This window comes from Salinivibrio sp. EAGSL (genome assembly GCF_013366455.1).
GTDB lineage: Bacteria > Pseudomonadota > Gammaproteobacteria > Enterobacterales > Vibrionaceae > Salinivibrio > Salinivibrio costicola.
This window is the reverse complement of sequence record NZ_JABWMG010000009.1, coordinates 40,958-56,389: the sequence shown is the minus strand read 5'-3', so window position 1 is coordinate 56,389 and position 15,432 is coordinate 40,958. Positions and strand designations below refer to the sequence as shown.

The following is a 15,432-nucleotide window of genomic DNA, read 5'->3' as shown; positions in this document are numbered from 1 at the left end:
CCGGCGTTTACTTTTTAGCGAGGACACGTTCAGCAAAGCATATCCCACAAGGCGTGCCGCCCAATCTATTCGATCAGCATTGGTGCTGATTGAGTTAGCACTAGTGCTTGGTCTCAATATCGATGCGCTGCCCATCTTGACCGGCAAATTCACGCTTGAGCTCGGCTTTTGATTTCCAAGTCACCTGACCCCCTTTCGCGACCGTCATATGCTGAGGCTGGCTGTTATGACGTGATTGATAAAGCATAACGGCTTGCAAGGCTTGATCGCGTTGTGCTTGATTAAGGCTGGTACCATCAGGCCATTTACCGGTTTCTACCGCGTAACACAAACGATCGTATATTTCAGGCGTCATTGCTTTTAAGACTTGTTCTATATCCATGATTACCTCTGTGTGGTCCGGGTCCGACTATTATGCCTGATCTTGGTCGGTAGACGGCATGTTTAGCACAGTGCGCTTTATCACGCTTTTACGCATCAACTACACTCAAAGATAACGTATACTCGACGTAGTTGACTCAGGGTACGACAAATAATGAATTTACGATTACTTACTCGCTACGTTTATCCTCTCGGTCTTGTCACGAGTTTACTGCTACTCGTCGGCTGCGATGGACAACCGACCACCAATCAAGTGTGCGAAACGCACCCCGAATTATGCGAAGGGCTAAACATTGGCGACGGACAATGCCGATTTGAGCGCTCGGACCTGATTTTCGATCGTTTGGCGGTTGACCAAAAGCCAACCGATCTCAATAAACTTACCGAACTCAAGCAAACAAAGGCGTACTTGCGCTGTATGGAGCTGGTAGCTGAAATTGAGCCTACCACACTCAAACAACGCAAAACCAAGCGTACGGAGGCGGTCTACCATGCTTATGATGCGATTGCTCGTTTGGAAGATGAACTGGAAGCCTCTTATCAACCACCGGTGATTTACTACCGTTGGTCTCAGGGTGACAACGGCGCCCTACCCCAGTTTTTAAAGCTTGAAGGCACTCCCCATCTGGAAACGCCCCAGTTACAACTTGGTCTGGCGACCTATTATGTCTCACGGGATAAAGCTAAAACCGTGGAGATTTTATTGCACGCGTTGGAGCTGTATGACGGCCGCGATCTCACCGTAAAGCAAGACGTGATTCCAGAGGTGATTAAATCACTCGCCACCACCAATCATGCGCTTAAACGCTTTGAACATGCGTATTTGTGGGCGAAAGTGGGGCAAAGTTACAATCTTCCCATTGCCAACAGTGATCGTTTGTCTCGACTTTACACACTGAGCGAACAACAGGAGACGTCACTGCAGCGATTGGCATTTGAAATATCAGCCGCGATCGACGATGGCAATTTTCAAGCGTCATTGCTCGCACCCATTACTCAGTAAAAGGCAACCACTCAGTAAAAAGCAACGCTCAATCAAAGGTAAACCGGTCACGTCAAACTTGTCGTACCAGTTTACCTTTCGTAATTGCCCTTCTGCTTCTACGCTATCAAGTACCAGTTGTTGCGCCAAGCCTGATTGTTCTTTATCCACGGTTGATTAAAGACAACACAGGCATGGCCGTAAGGGCGCCAAATGTTTAGGCGATGTAAAAAAAATCCGTACTTTTTTTTGATTTTAGACAATTTTGGCTGCGATTACCCTTGCATGGCGGGGTCCTATTCTGTAATTTTACTACCAGTTTAATCTCACTAGAAATTAAGTTGTGGAGCAACATAATGACTATCAAAGTAGGTATTAACGGTTTTGGCCGTATCGGCCGTTTCGTATTTCGTGCGTCTGTAGAACGTAACGACATCGACGTGGTAGCAATCAACGATCTTATCGACGTTGAATACATGGCTTATATGCTGAAATACGATTCAACTCACGGCCGTTTTAACGGCACCGTAGAAGTTGAAGGTGGTAACCTGATCGTTAACGGCAAAACCGTACGCGTAACAGCAGAACGTAACCCAACAGACCTTAAGTGGGATGAAGTGGGTGTTGACGTTGTTGCTGAAGCGACCGGTATCTTCCTAACTGACGAAACAGCGCGTCAACACATCCAAGCGGGTGCGAAGAAAGTTGTTCTAACTGGTCCATCAAAAGACGCAACGCCAATGTTCGTTATGGGTGTTAACCACAGCGATTACGCGGGTCAAGATATCGTTTCTAACGCATCTTGCACCACGAACTGCCTAGCGCCTGTCGCGAAAGTACTGAACGACAAGTTCGGTATCGTATCTGGCCTGATGACCACTGTTCACGCAACCACTGCGACTCAGAAAACCGTTGACGGTCCTTCTGCGAAAGACTGGCGCGGCGGCCGTGGTGCATCTCAGAACATCATCCCATCTTCAACAGGTGCAGCCAAAGCGGTTGGTAAAGTACTGCCAGAGCTTAATGGTAAACTGACTGGTATGGCGTTCCGAGTGCCAACTGCCAACGTTTCAGTGGTTGACTTGACTGTTAACCTAGAAAAAGCAGCGTCTTATGACCAAATCTGTGCGGCAATGAAAGAAGCGTCTGAAGGCGAGCTGAAAGGTGTACTTGGTTACACTGAAGATGCAGTTGTTTCTCAAGACTTCATCGGCGAAGTACAAACTTCAGTATTCGATGCTAAAGCAGGTATCGCGCTGACTGACAACTTCGTGAAAGTCGTTTCTTGGTACGACAACGAAATCGGCTACTCAAACAAAGTACTTGACCTAGTTGCACACATCTCTAAGTAAGTAGCAATTACAATAGTATCGATAAAGGCGGCCTAGAGCCGCCTTTTGTGTATCTGGCGCCTATCCAATGAGCCGGTTTTTGTTCGTAGACACTCCCCGAAGAGGTTTAAGCTATGTCCATGTCTTTGCTTTTTGAACGTCAACTCTCCGCCTCGGTCGATTTATGCTATCGGCAATCGGTCCCGATTCTTCGCGTGAGTCACCCATCGTGCGCCGCCACTATCAGTCTTTTCGGCGGCCACTTACTCTCCTTTGCGCCTACAGGTGAATCCTCACTGGTTTGGATGAGTCGCAACGCCGTCTACGATGCGCAAACACCATTACGAGGCGGCGTCCCTATTTGTTGGCCTTGGTTTGGACAATCGGGCTCTCCTTCGCATGGCTTTGCGCGTCGACAGATGTGGCAATTGGCGAAGGTTGACGAGCAACCGGATGGCGTGATTGTGCAACTGAAGCTGTCTGAATCTGCCCAGTCAATGGCACTCTGGCCCCATCGTTTTGAAGCAACCGTCACTTTCACCCTGACACAAAAAGCCACGATTTCCCTCGCCGTCAGCAATACCGATCAGCATGATTGGACGATGGGCGGCGCATTACACAGCTACCTGACCGTCGCGGACAGCGAGCAGGCTTATGTAGACGGGGTTGGTAATCAGTACCTCGATAATTTCAGTGCCGGTGCGGCTCAACCTGCTCCGGGAAAGGTCACGTTTGAAAGCCCCGTTGATCGCATTTATACCGGGGCGCGCGATACACTGTCACTCACCGATCCGGCCGGTAACCGTCGCGTTTATGTCACCAACCAAGGTGCGACCAGCGCGGTGATATGGAACCCTGGACAAGCTGCCTCAGTACAAATGGCAGACATGGATGACGATGGCTATCAACATTTTGTTTGCATTGAGGCCGCGCTTGAGCAACCAGATACCCTGGTATCGCCAGGGCAAACCTATACCCTGGCCACAACGTTATGTGATGAAAAAGCGCGACGCTAAACAAAGCGGCCACCTTGGTATAAGGTGGCCGCGTTGTTACATAGAGACTTTTTTATATAAAGACTTGGCTACATAAACACTTGGCTACATAAAGACATAATTAACACCGAGATAGCCGGAAGCGGCGGTAGATTGGTCCACCATTGGGCTGTTCGCTATTTCATCATCGAGGTTGGTATAGCGCACGCCACCAAGCAGTTGGATGCGCTCGGTCAGCATAAAATAGCCACTGGCACCAACAAAGTAATGGCCCGCAGAGCCTGGCTCATACGCCTCAATGCCTGAAACACGCGATGCTTCAGTGGCGCTGACCCCATAAAGGTGCTTATTTAACTCATGACTGTTGTAGGCATACCCTACTTCCGGAGAAACGCCCCAACGCGGGTGATTAAATCCATATTTCCAACTCACTTCGCCGTATACCCCGTCCCTATCATGGGTCACGCCTTCGCCAACAGCCGCCTGAAAACGTCCGATAGGTGAATGGTATTGGTAGGCAAGCGCTGCCACAATCGATGCATCGCGCTTGTCGAGCTGGCTCAATTGCGGATCGTCGGTATCTGCAGGATCGAAACGACGAGGGTCATAGGTCGCTGATACGACGAGATTGTGTGTCGAGTCTTTCGGTGCCAGACGTGCGCCGGCAGTGAGACCACGAAAGTAAAAGTGGTCGGTATCAAGGTTGACTGTCGGTACCACAAGTGGGTCGGTATCCGTGTCTTTGTACACCTGGGGTGAAAACGCGCCGATCACCCCTGCCGATACCCGCGTGTCTGCATAAACATTGCCGGAAGTCAGTGCCAACGCACACGCTACCCAAGCCGTTTCTCTTGCTATATTCATCATCCTTTCCTTTATTGTTTAACGGCTGGCCAATGTAAGCCCAGTCCCCCTAGCTGGCAAAATGATCACCACCAGCATATCTCACTAGCTTGAACACCCGCTGTCAATATATTGGCAAGACAGGCATACAAATCACTCAACAAAAATTATCGAAAAAACAAACAATTCTTTCACGCAAGATCGAGCAATGCGGTCTAACCTTATAAAAAGGAAAGGGAACATCCAGCCAACTTTGCGCCTTTTCTTTTCGAGTTATCAGACGATTTAGGGGGCAAGACCATGACTATTTTTGATCACTATCGTCAGCGCTACGAAGAAGCGAAAGACGAAGAAATGAGCCTTCAAGCATTCTTGGATCTATGCCGAGATGATCGCGGCGCGTATGCCAATGCCGCGGAACGTTTGCTGATGGCGATTGGCGAACCGGAAAAGGTTGATACTTCGCTCGACCCTCGGCTCAGCCGACTTTTCTCTAACCGTGTCATTTCACGTTACCCAACGTTCAAAGACTTTTATGGTATGGAAGATTCGATCGAGCAAATCGTCTCATACCTTAAACATGCCGCTCAAGGCTTAGAAGAGCGCAAACAAATTCTTTACTTACTGGGCCCTGTCGGTGGGGGGAAATCGTCATTGGCCGAGAAGCTAAAAAGCTTGATGCAGCAGATGCCGATTTATGTACTAACCGCCAATGGCGAACGTAGCCCAGTGAATGATCACCCATTTTGCCTGTTTGATGCGACTGAAGATGGCCACCTACTCGAACAAGAATATGGCATTCCACAGCGCTACGTTCAACATATTATGTCGCCTTGGGCCGCTAAGCGATTAAAAGAATTTGGCGGCGATATCAGCCAATTTAAAGTGGTTAAGCTCCGTCCCTCTATTCTCAATCAAGTTGGCGTTGCCAAAACGGAGCCAGGCGATGAAAACAACCAGGATATCTCTGCCTTGGTTGGTAAAGTGGATATTCGCCAACTTGAACATTATTCACAAGATGATCCTGATGCCTATTCCTACTCCGGTGCGCTTTGCCGGGCTAACCAAGGCATGATGGAGTTTGTCGAGATGTTTAAAGCACCGATTAAAGTGCTTCATCCCCTACTCACGGCAACGCAAGAAGGTAACTACAACGGTACGGAAGGGCTTTCGGCATTGCCATTTGACGGCATCATTTTGGCCCACTCAAATGAATCCGAATGGCAGTCATTCCGCAATAACAAAAATAACGAGGCCTTCCTCGACCGGGTTTACATTGTCAAAGTACCTTATTGTTTGCGAATTTCGGATGAAATCCATATTTACGACAAATTGTTGGCGACCAGTGAATTACGCCATGCGCCTTGCTCGCCAAGCACACTCGATATTCTGGCGCGCTTTACGGTGTTGTCGCGCTTGAAAGATCCCGAAAACTCAAGCATTTATTCGAAGATGCGTGTGTATGATGGGGAAACACTCAAAGATACCGATCCAAAAGCCAAGTCTTACCAAGAATACCGAGATTTTGCTGGGGTCGATGAGGGTATGGATGGACTATCAACCCGTTTTGCCTTCAAGATTTTGTCACGTGTTTTCAACTTTGATCACGCCGAGGTCGCCGCTAACCCTGTGCATTTGTTCTATGTCCTGGAGCAGCAAATCGAGCGGGAGCAATTCCCACAAGAGGTCGCCGAGCGCTATTTAGAGCACTTGAAGGGCTACTTAATTCCCAAATATATCGAGTTTATTGGCAAAGAGATCCAAACCGCCTATCTCGAGTCGTACTCTGAGTACGGCCAGAATATTTTTGACCGCTATGTCACGTATGCCGATTTCTGGATTCAAGATCAAGAATTCCGCGACCCAGATACTGGCCAGCTGTTTGATCGTTCAGCGCTTAATGGCGAGTTGGAGAAAATCGAAAAGCCAGCGGGTATCAGTAATCCGAAAGATTTCCGTAACGAAATCGTTAACTTTGTGCTCCGTGCCCGAGCGAATAATGAAGGCAAGAATCCGGCGTGGACCAGTTATGAGAAGCTGAAAACCGTGATTGAGAAAAAGATGTTCTCCAATACGGAAGATCTGCTGCCAGTGATTTCGTTCAATACTAAGACCTCAAGCGACGAGCAGAAAAAACACGACGACTTTGTCGCCCGAATGATGGAAAAAGGCTATACCCGCAAGCAAGTTCGCTTGCTCGCCGAATGGTATTTGCGCGTGCGTAAATCGTCGTAGCCTACGGGTTGACGCAGATGACGGGAGAAAGTTATGGCGCATTTTATTGATCGTCGTCTCAATGGCAAAAACAAAAGCACTGTCAACCGGCAGCGCTTTCTACGCCGCCACAAGCGGCAGATAAAAGAGTCCATTGCCGACGCCGTCAACAATCGCTCGATCACCGATATCGAAAGTGGTGAGGACATTTCGATTCCATCACGCGACATCCGTGAACCCACGTTTCACCAAGGCAAAGGGGGACAGCGGGAGGCTGTCCACCCGGGTAATGACCAATTTAGTCCTGGCGATCGTATCGCTCGCCCACCGGGTGGCGAAGGCGGCGGCGCCGGTGAAGGGCAAGCAAGTCCAGATGGTGAGGGACAAGACGAGTTTGTTTTCCAAATTTCGAAAGACGAATACTTGGATCTGTTGTTCGAAGATCTCGAACTACCGAATCTAAAAAAGAACCAGATGGCGAAAATGGTGGAGTACAAAACACACCGCTCTGGGTATACCTCAAACGGCGTGCCTTCCAATATCGCTATCGTCCGTTCTTTACAAAATTCGCTTGCGAGACGAACGGCGATGTCAGCCGGAAAACGCCGCGAGCTCGCTGAGCTTGAACAAGCACTCGGACAGATTCAACGTGCTGAGCCTGCTCAACCGTTAGAAGAAAAACGCCTCGAAGAAGAGATCGCGGCACTCAAAAACAAACTTGCTGCCGTGCCGTTTATCGACACCTTCGATTTACGCTACAAAAACTACGAGAAGCGACCTCAGCCAAACAGTCGGGCGGTGATGTTTTGCTTAATGGATGTGTCTGGTTCGATGGATCAAGCCACCAAAGACATTGCTAAGCGTTTTTATATTCTGCTGTATCTGTTTCTCTCACGGACTTACAAAAATGTCGAGGTGGTATTTATTCGCCATCACACGCAGGCGAAAGAAGTCGACGAACATGAGTTCTTTTATTCGCAAGAAACCGGCGGCACCATTGTGTCTAGCGCCCTGCGACTGATGGATGACATCATCAAAGACAGGTACAACCCGACAGAATGGAATGTTTACGCCGCTCAAGCCTCAGATGGCGATAATTGGGCTGACGACTCACCGGGCTGTCGCGAGTTGTTGCAAAAAACGCTGTTACCGGTGAGCCGCTATTACGCCTATATTGAAATAACACGTCGTGCGCACCAAACACTGTGGCGTGAGTATCAGTCACTCGCCGAAAGCCATGACAATTTTGCTATGCAGAACATTCGCTCCGCGGAAGAGATTTTCCCCGTATTTCGCGAATTGTTTAAGCGTCAGGTCGAAGCCTGACGCCATACCGGCATAGACGCATTTTATCAGGGAGGCATGGTATGGCTGTCACCAAAGGTAAACACAAGACTCCACTCCACGATGGGCCGGATTGGACCTTTGACCTGCTTGAGCAGTATCACAAGGAAATTAAACGGGTTGCCGAACACTACAAGCTCGACACCTATCCCAATCAAATCGAAATCATCGCCGCCGAGCAGATGATGGATGCTTACTCCAGTGTGGGAATGCCCATCAACTATAACCACTGGTCATTCGGCAAAAAATTTATTGAAACCGAGCGCAACTATAAGCATGGGTACATGGGGTTGGCGTACGAGATTGTGATCAACTCGGACCCGTGTATTGCCTACCTTATGGAAGAAAACACCATCACCATGCAAGCGCTAGTCATGGCGCATGCCTGTTATGGTCATAACTCTTTCTTTAAAGGCAACTATCTGTTCCAAACCTGGACCGATGCCGGCTCGATCATTGATTACCTGCTGTTCGCCAAACACTACATTAGCGAGTGTGAAGAAAAGTACGGCCTCGCGGAAGTCGAAAATCTGATCGACTCCTGCCACGCGCTGATGAACTATGGCGTCGACAGGTATAAACGTCCGCAAAAGATCTCACTTGCCGAGGAAAAAGCACGCCAGAAAGCCCGAGAAGATTATCTGCAAACCCAAGTTAACGAACTGTGGCGGACCATCCCAGGCGGGAAAAAAGAGCAGGAGGCAGAAACGCGCCGTTTTCCATCAGAGCCACAAGAAAACCTGCTTTACTTTTTTGAGAAACATTCTCCACTTCTAGAGCCTTGGCAGCGTGAGATTGTGCGGATCGTCCGTAAAGTAAGCCAATATTTTTATCCGCAAAAACAAACGCAAGTGATGAATGAAGGTTGGGCGACCTTCTGGCATTACACTATTCTTAACCACCTTTACGATGAAGGCTTGGTCACGGATAGCTTTATTATGGAGTTTTTACATAGCCATACGAATGTGGTCGCGCAGCCGCCCTACAATAGTCAGTTTTATTCCGGCATTAATCCCTACGCGCTCGGGTTTGCCATGTTTCAGGACATTCGCCGCATGTGCGAAGAGCCAACCGATGAGGATAAATACTGGTTCCCTGACATTGCCGGCAAAGACTGGCTTGAGACGGTCCATTTTGCGATGGCAAACTTTAAAGATGAGAGCTTTATTAGTCAGTTCTTGTCCCCCAAGGTGATGCGGGATATGAAATTTTTTGCGGTCAATGACGACGATCGACAAAACTATATTGAAGTCACCAGCATTCATAATGAACAAGGGTATCGTCAGCTACGTGAAGACTTATCAGCACAATATAACCTGAGTAATCGCGAGCCAAACATTCAAGTCTTTGATGTCGATTTGCGCGGTAATCGTTCACTCACACTGAGGTATGTGCCGCATAACCGTATTCCGCTCGCCAACTCTCATGAAGAAGTGTTAAAACATGTCCACCGACTCTGGGGGTTTGAAGTGGTTTTGGAAGAAGAAACCAGCGAAGGACGTGGAAAAATTCTTAGCAGTTGTCCCAAGCGTCCCCAGTTTGATCCTGATATGTTAATGGGTAGCCATTAGGAACAGCCCCCAGCCTAAGGGGACATCCAGCGCCATTAAAAAAGCCGCCCTGATGCTTTCATCACGGCGGCTTTTGTTATGCACGCTCAGGTTTATGTGCCTTTACGCTCAGGTTTATGCGTCTTTACGCCAAGACCTATGCTTCTTCTTCAGCCATGTGAGAGGCAATGGTCTCACGGTTACTAAACCATAAGCCACCGCACTCACGTCCGTATTGTTTTACCCGGTCACCAATGGCTGGATGTTGGTTATTGGCCACCATTTCGCGTAGATCACTATAAAAGCTCAGCGCATTTTCACAGGCACGGCGGTCCATAAAGTAATAGCCCCCCACGCGTGAATAAATTTGCCGCATACCATTAATCGTCAACACATAGACTTTATTGCCAGAGAAGTGCGCCATGCCTTGGAACAAGCGATAATCGAAATGATTAAAAGCACGGCCCATACAAATACGCTCACACAGCTCAGGATCCTGCTTACCATATTTGTCCTGAATTTTTTTGACGTCTTTCAGAACTTCGCTTTTCTCATCAATCAGATCTAAGAACTGTTCAAAGCGCTCGCACTCAAGTACTTGTTGGCAGCGCTTAATAACCAAATCAATTAGGTCCAAGCAGTCTTGCGGGCGATTTTTAGCCGCATAACGCATATAGACACCGCTGATATCTGTCCGCGCCGCAAGTAAATCCTCGAGAACCCCATGCACGTCCTGCCCTTCCAGGGTCACCAGCGTATCAAGAATACTGAGCCCCGAGGTTCGCATGTAATCATTGACCCGAGTAGGTTTGCCATGTTGAATGGTTAACCAACCATCGCGGGCGAGGCGCTGAAGCACCTCCCGTAACGTGGTGCGCGTCACGCCAATGAGTTCAGACAATTCACGCTCTGCGGGTAAAATAGAGCCCTTTGGGAAGTGATTGTTCCAAATACTTTCAATTATATATTTTTCAGCAAATGTTGCTGGGCTATCCGCCTTTATAACCATTGAATCTAAATTCCAATTTGCTTCTTGCTCTGATTAATAAGTCATCATACCACTAGTCATGAGCTGCAGAAACAGCTCTGTGATATCGCCACCAATCGCGTGACATCTGCTATCTTTTTGTACCAGATCAATGAAAATTTGGGCATAACTCGCAAAACTACGTCATACAAGATGTAACAAAATATGTCTAAGGCAAACTGGCGCACACTTACTGTCTGACAAGGCTATCCTTCGTTGCTCTGAACGGGTAACTCATACCGATAGTCGTACCGTCACTTTTAACTGTCACCCTCTCGCGTGCGAGCTTTATGGGCTCACCACACTAAGCGATGTAGCACGTAACTCGCCCATCCGTGCGCGTTAAGAGACATAGATAACAATGAGACTATCATTATGGCTAAGACCATTACGCTCAGCACCGCGTTTTTAAAGAACTTTCTCGGCAAAGCCCCTGATTGGTACAAGCTGGCCATTGTTGGCTTTTTAATTATTAATCCGATCGTTTTCTCGATTAACCCTTTCATGGCCGGTTGGCTACTGGTGGTCGAGTTTATTTTTACTCTGGCCATGGCGTTAAAATGCTACCCACTTCAGCCTGGCGGGCTATTGGCGATTGAAGCGGTCGCGATAGGGATGACCAGCCCAGATCAAGTTAAGCACGAGCTGGTAGCCAACGTAGAAGTTCTGCTGCTGCTTGTTTTTATGGTCGCCGGCATTTACTTCATGAAGCAGTTGTTGCTTTTTATTTTCACCAAAATACTACTGGGCATTCGCTCTAAAATTGCCCTTTCATTAGCATTTTGCAGCGCGGCAGCAGCACTTTCGGCCTTCCTTGATGCCTTAACCGTGATCGCGGTGGTGATCAGTGTCGCCGTCGGCTTTTACTCTATTTATCACCGCGTTGCCTCGGGGAAGGAGCTTGGTGCCGCCCATGACCACACCTCAGATGACAGCTTAAGTGATGAGCTTAGCCGCAACGATCTGGAGAATTATCGTGCCTTCTTGCGCAGTCTATTGATGCATGCCGGGGTGGGAACTGCACTCGGGGGCGTGATGACGATGGTCGGTGAGCCGCAAAACCTGATTATTGCCGATCAAGCTGGCTGGCATTTTGGTGAATTTATCCTACGCATGGCACCGGTGACCCTGCCCGTTTTCTTTGCTGGTTTGTTAACCTGCATAATCGTTGAAAAGTTTGGCTGGTTTGGATACGGGGCAAAATTGCCGAATAACGTGCTAAACATATTGGTCGAGTACGATAAAGTACAACGCGCAAAACGCACGCCACAAGATGTCGCGAAGCTCGTGGTTCAAGCGTTAATCGCCGTATGGCTAATCGCCGCGCTTGCTCTTCACTTGGCCGCGGTCGGTTTAATTGGTCTCAGTATTATCATCTTGGCCACCTCGTTTACCGGGGTAATCGATGAACACCATATCGGCAAAGCGTTTGAAGAGGCACTCCCTTTCACTGCGCTATTGGCGGTCTTTTTCTCAATAGTCGCGGTGATTATTGACCAGCACTTGTTTGCACCGGTGATTGATCTGGTGCTGTCATTGGAAGGCCATTTGCAACTTACCATGTTTTATGTAGCAAACGGCTTGCTGTCCATGGTGTCTGATAATGTCTTTGTGGGGACCGTCTACATCAATGAGGTGAAAACAGCGCTCCTCAATGGGGTCATTGATCGCGAGCAGTTTGATATGTTGGCGGTCGCTATCAATACAGGGACTAACTTGCCGTCCGTTGCGACCCCTAATGGTCAAGCTGCGTTTTTGTTCTTGCTTACTTCGACGCTGGCTCCCTTGCTACGCCTGTCATACGGGCGCATGGTGTATATGGCGCTGCCCTATACCATTGTGATGGGCTTATTGGGCGTGATGGGTATCGAGTTCTTTTTGGTGCCAGCAACCGAGTGGATGCTACACCAAGGCTGGATATCTGAAACCATCCATATGACCCAACAAGCGATACCCAGTGCGCACTAACGCATTTCTATCATTGACCTTCGTCTCAACAAACGATTGAATAGCAAGGCTCTCAGTGTAGAGCCTTGTTTTTTATCAGGAGTGAGTTATGTGGCGCGCCTTAAATCAATTTTCTCGCAGCCGAGCGTCCTGGCTGTTGTTGCTTCTCTGTGTGGTTGGCCTCGAAGCAACCGCGCTGTATTTCCAACATGGCCAAGGACTTGCGCCCTGTGTGATGTGTATTTATGAACGTGTCGCCTTATTTGGTGTGGGCACGGCAGCGTTACTCGGACTGATTGCTCCCGAGGAGCCCTTTTGGCGCACCCTAGGGTTGCTGGCCTATGGCATCACCGCCGCTTGGGGGCTAAAGCTTTCATTAGAGCATGTCAGTTATCAATTCCCCGATCCTAACCAACTCTTTGGCCCCACCTGTGATGTAGCGGTAAACTTCCCTTCTTGGGCCCCTTTAAACCAGTGGCTGCCTCAGGTGTTTGAAGCGTCTGGAGATTGCAGTAAAGTGGTCTGGCAATGGTTAGGTTGGTCCATGCCACAATGGCTGGTGGGCATTTTCTCGGCCATGCTCGTGATCTGGGGGCTGGTGGTTATCGCCCAGTTTATCGGTCGCCCACCGCGTCGGATTTTTTCTTAATAACACGCGGCTATGCACTAGGCACTAGGCACTAGGCACTAGGCACTAGGCACCAAGATAACCGGATAAAAAAGAAAACGCCGATTTACTCGGCGCTTTGCATGAGTTGATGGTCGCTTACTGAATGACACAACTGACGTATTAACGGCCGGTCTGCGGCGCTAAATACCCCGGGGTCAAGCCGCTGGGGGTCGCTCCAGTATACGGCCTGATGCTGTTTCAACGTTAATGGCGTATCCAGGATCTCGCACCAATAGCTGCACAGTAAAATCACCTTGTCACCATAATCGTATTCGGTTTCGACGATGGCTGCGCCGACGTTGATTTCAACGCCGAACTCTTCAAGCCATTCACGCTTAAGTGCCTGCTGGTCGGTCTCGCCTTGCTCGACTTTGCCGCCAGGAAATTCCCACCAGCTGATAAACTGCGAATCTGGCTGTCGTTGCGCCACTAAAACGTGGTGACTGTGCGTGGCCACACCGGCCACTACGCGAATTGCAGTCGTCTGCGCTGCTGATATCATCCGATTAACGCCCGCAGCATTTTTTGAACTTAGCGCCACTACCGCACGGGCAGGCATCATTACGACCAACCGATTTAAACGGATTCACCTGATGCGCACCGTGCGTTCCTTGTTGTGCTTCATCGGCCGCTTTCGCGACTTCTTGGATCATAAGATCTAATTGCTCTACATATTGGCCAGGCTCAACATCAATCCCTACCTCTTTCATTTGCGCTAAGGTACCGGCCTCGTCATGCAGTAGCAGCATAGTGGTCACTAATGCGGAAAGCATGCGGCGGCTACCATCATTGAGTGTGACATCATGCCAATGCGGCTCAATATGGGGCCATACGGCAAGAAACCCTTCCGAAAAGGCTTGTGCGAGCTCGCCGCGCATCGCAATCATTAACGCGTCAGGCAAGGTGTAGTCATTACGCATCAACGCATGATATTGCTGCTCCAGGTGCGCGAGTATGGCCTGCTTGTCCGTGTCATTAAGCGCCACGACTTCATCGTCTTCAACCCCGGCGGTCACTAACACCGACAACCAAGTATCTGGGTCCATCGGCACAGGACAAATGTTGGCAGCCAGCAGCGCCCCTTCAACAAAACTGGCCGGCATGCCGTCCCAGTCATCAGAGAGTGTCATAAGTGTTGACATAAGGTTTCCTATTTTATGAATTCTGTTTGCGCACGCGCGTTATCGAGCGCTCTGGCTATCTCATCAGCGCGATTAAGGACGCGAATAACCTTAAAGCACGCGTCAGCCTGCGGATAATACTGACGCAAATACTTAAACCATTGCTTAATACGGTTAGGGAAATACACCGCCTTGTCTCCTTGGCGCTCCTGTGCGCTATAGCGCACTAACAAGGCCAACACCGCAGGCCAATCCATGGGCTCAACATTGTCACGAATATGTTGACCCAGGTTGGGCATATTTAGCGCGCCACGGCAAACCATTAATGTGTCACAGCCTGTGAGTGCTTGGCACTTAAGCGCGTCATCCCGTCCCCAAATATCACCGTTTGCCGTTACAGGGATCGCAAACTGTTGGTTAATCTCCGCAATTAAATCCCAACGAATCGTCCCTGCCTTGTAACCGTCGCGCTTGGTACGGCCATGGACCACCAGCTCGTCGGCTCCCGCATCATTAACCGCTTGGGCAATGTCTAAATAGTCATCCAGATCATTGAATCCTAAACGCACTTTTGCACTCACCGTATGTTCAGGCGCGACGCTTTCACGCACCGCTTTCACCACCTCGTAGATATGCTCAGGCGTCTTTAATAACGCTGCGCCGCCGCGGTTGCCATTCACCGTTTTAGAGGGACAACCAAAGTTAATGTCGATCCCTTGCGACCCTAATTGAATCGCGTGCTGCGCGTTACTGGCCATCGCATCAACATCTTGCCCCAGTAGTTGGACCCGAACCGGCGTCCCCGCATCGGTGAAGCCACCTTGATGTAACTCAGGGCAGAAGCGATAAAAGACTTTTTCCGGTAAACGCTGATCCACCACACGCACAAACTCAGTCACGCAGAGATCATAGTGATTAATCTCAGTCAGTAGCTTGCGCATTAAGGGATCAAGTACGCCTTCCATGGGGCCTAATACAATGCGTGGTGATTGATAATTCGTTTGACTCATGCCGTACCTTTACCGTT

At 49.2% G+C, this 15,432-nt stretch carries 15 protein-coding genes; 8 read left to right on the top strand and 7 right to left on the bottom strand.

Going from position 1 to position 15,432, the window contains the following annotated elements:
- Positions 1-100: 100 nt before the first annotated feature.
- Positions 101-382, bottom strand: coding sequence for a YeaC family protein (locus HLG76_RS07365; RefSeq protein ID WP_077460372.1), 282 nt, complete (start codon positions 380-382; stop codon positions 101-103).
- A 153-nt stretch (positions 383-535) separates the two neighbouring features.
- On the opposite strand from HLG76_RS07365, the gene HLG76_RS07360 reads away from it, so the two are divergent.
- Positions 536-1,384 (top strand): DUF2989 domain-containing protein, encoded by an 849-nt coding sequence (locus tag HLG76_RS07360; protein ID WP_175993375.1) that lies wholly within the window; start codon positions 536-538, stop codon positions 1,382-1,384.
- Here HLG76_RS07360 and HLG76_RS07355 read toward each other — a convergent pair.
- Positions 1,358-1,534 carry a hypothetical protein gene (locus tag HLG76_RS07355; protein ID WP_158011824.1) on the bottom strand — a complete coding sequence of 59 codons (177 nt, stop codon included), beginning with the start codon at positions 1,532-1,534 and terminating at the stop codon, positions 1,358-1,360. The genes HLG76_RS07360 and HLG76_RS07355 overlap by 27 nt on opposite strands.
- Positions 1,535-1,719: 185 nt before the next feature.
- Between HLG76_RS07355 and gap the strand changes: the two genes are divergently transcribed.
- Together gap and HLG76_RS07345 are read left to right on the top strand one after the other, a co-directional pair.
- The gene (gene gap, locus HLG76_RS07350; protein ID WP_021022285.1) at positions 1,720-2,715 is read left to right on the top strand and encodes a type I glyceraldehyde-3-phosphate dehydrogenase; all 996 of its coding nucleotides are present in this window, start codon (positions 1,720-1,722) and stop codon (positions 2,713-2,715) included.
- Positions 2,716-2,828: 113 nt separating this feature from the next.
- Positions 2,829-3,710 carry a D-hexose-6-phosphate mutarotase gene (locus HLG76_RS07345; protein ID WP_175993374.1) on the top strand — a complete coding sequence of 294 codons (882 nt, stop codon included), beginning with the start codon at positions 2,829-2,831 and terminating at the stop codon, positions 3,708-3,710.
- A gap of 84 nt (positions 3,711-3,794) precedes the next feature.
- Here HLG76_RS07345 and HLG76_RS07340 read toward each other — a convergent pair whose 3' ends face one another.
- Positions 3,795-4,553 (bottom strand): MipA/OmpV family protein, encoded by a 759-nt coding sequence (locus HLG76_RS07340; RefSeq protein WP_175993373.1) that lies wholly within the window; start codon positions 4,551-4,553, stop codon positions 3,795-3,797.
- 279 nt (positions 4,554-4,832) lie between these two features.
- On the opposite strand from HLG76_RS07340, the gene HLG76_RS07335 reads away from it, so the two are divergent.
- Genes HLG76_RS07335 through HLG76_RS07325 form a run of 3 tightly spaced genes read left to right on the top strand, consistent with a single transcriptional unit; the run spans position 4,833 to position 9,661 of the window.
- Entirely contained in the window at positions 4,833-6,767 is a 1,935-nt protein-coding gene (locus HLG76_RS07335) for a PrkA family serine protein kinase (protein ID WP_021022282.1), read from the top strand.
- Between the two features lie 33 nt (positions 6,768-6,800).
- Complete coding sequence (locus HLG76_RS07330) at positions 6,801-8,072, top strand: YeaH/YhbH family protein (RefSeq protein WP_077460368.1); 1,272 nt, start codon at positions 6,801-6,803, stop codon at positions 8,070-8,072.
- A gap of 41 nt (positions 8,073-8,113) precedes the next feature.
- On the top strand, positions 8,114-9,661 hold the full coding sequence (locus tag HLG76_RS07325; RefSeq protein ID WP_077576297.1) for a SpoVR family protein: 1,548 nt from the start codon (positions 8,114-8,116) through the stop codon (positions 9,659-9,661).
- Positions 9,662-9,797: 136 nt separating this feature from the next.
- On the opposite strand, the gene fadR is transcribed toward HLG76_RS07325, so the two are convergent.
- Positions 9,798-10,649, bottom strand: a complete 852-nt coding sequence (fadR, locus tag HLG76_RS07320; protein ID WP_077660655.1) for a fatty acid metabolism transcriptional regulator FadR — start codon at positions 10,647-10,649, stop codon at positions 9,798-9,800.
- 393 nt (positions 10,650-11,042) lie between these two features.
- On the opposite strand from fadR, the gene nhaB reads away from it, so the two are divergent.
- Positions 11,043-12,635 carry a Na(+)/H(+) antiporter NhaB gene (gene nhaB / locus HLG76_RS07315; RefSeq protein WP_077460365.1) on the top strand — a complete coding sequence of 531 codons (1,593 nt, stop codon included), beginning with the start codon at positions 11,043-11,045 and terminating at the stop codon, positions 12,633-12,635.
- Between the two features lie 88 nt (positions 12,636-12,723).
- The gene (gene dsbB, locus HLG76_RS07310) at positions 12,724-13,263 is read left to right on the top strand and encodes a disulfide bond formation protein DsbB (protein ID WP_077460364.1); all 540 of its coding nucleotides are present in this window, start codon (positions 12,724-12,726) and stop codon (positions 13,261-13,263) included.
- Between the two features lie 85 nt (positions 13,264-13,348).
- Here the strand turns inward: dsbB and HLG76_RS07305 are convergent, their stop codons facing one another.
- Genes HLG76_RS07305 through dusC form a run of 3 tightly spaced genes read right to left on the bottom strand, consistent with a single transcriptional unit; the run spans position 13,349 to position 15,415 of the window.
- Positions 13,349-13,786 (bottom strand): (deoxy)nucleoside triphosphate pyrophosphohydrolase, encoded by a 438-nt coding sequence (locus HLG76_RS07305; protein ID WP_077660657.1) that lies wholly within the window; start codon positions 13,784-13,786, stop codon positions 13,349-13,351.
- Between the two features lie 4 nt (positions 13,787-13,790).
- Positions 13,791-14,426 carry a YecA family protein gene (locus tag HLG76_RS07300; RefSeq protein WP_175993372.1) on the bottom strand — a complete coding sequence of 212 codons (636 nt, stop codon included), beginning with the start codon at positions 14,424-14,426 and terminating at the stop codon, positions 13,791-13,793.
- Between the two features lie 8 nt (positions 14,427-14,434).
- Positions 14,435-15,415: a tRNA dihydrouridine(16) synthase DusC gene (gene dusC, locus HLG76_RS07295; protein ID WP_021022274.1), complete on the bottom strand. Its 981-nt coding sequence runs from the start codon at positions 15,413-15,415 to the stop codon at positions 14,435-14,437.
- Between the last annotated feature and the right edge of the window lie 17 nt (positions 15,416-15,432).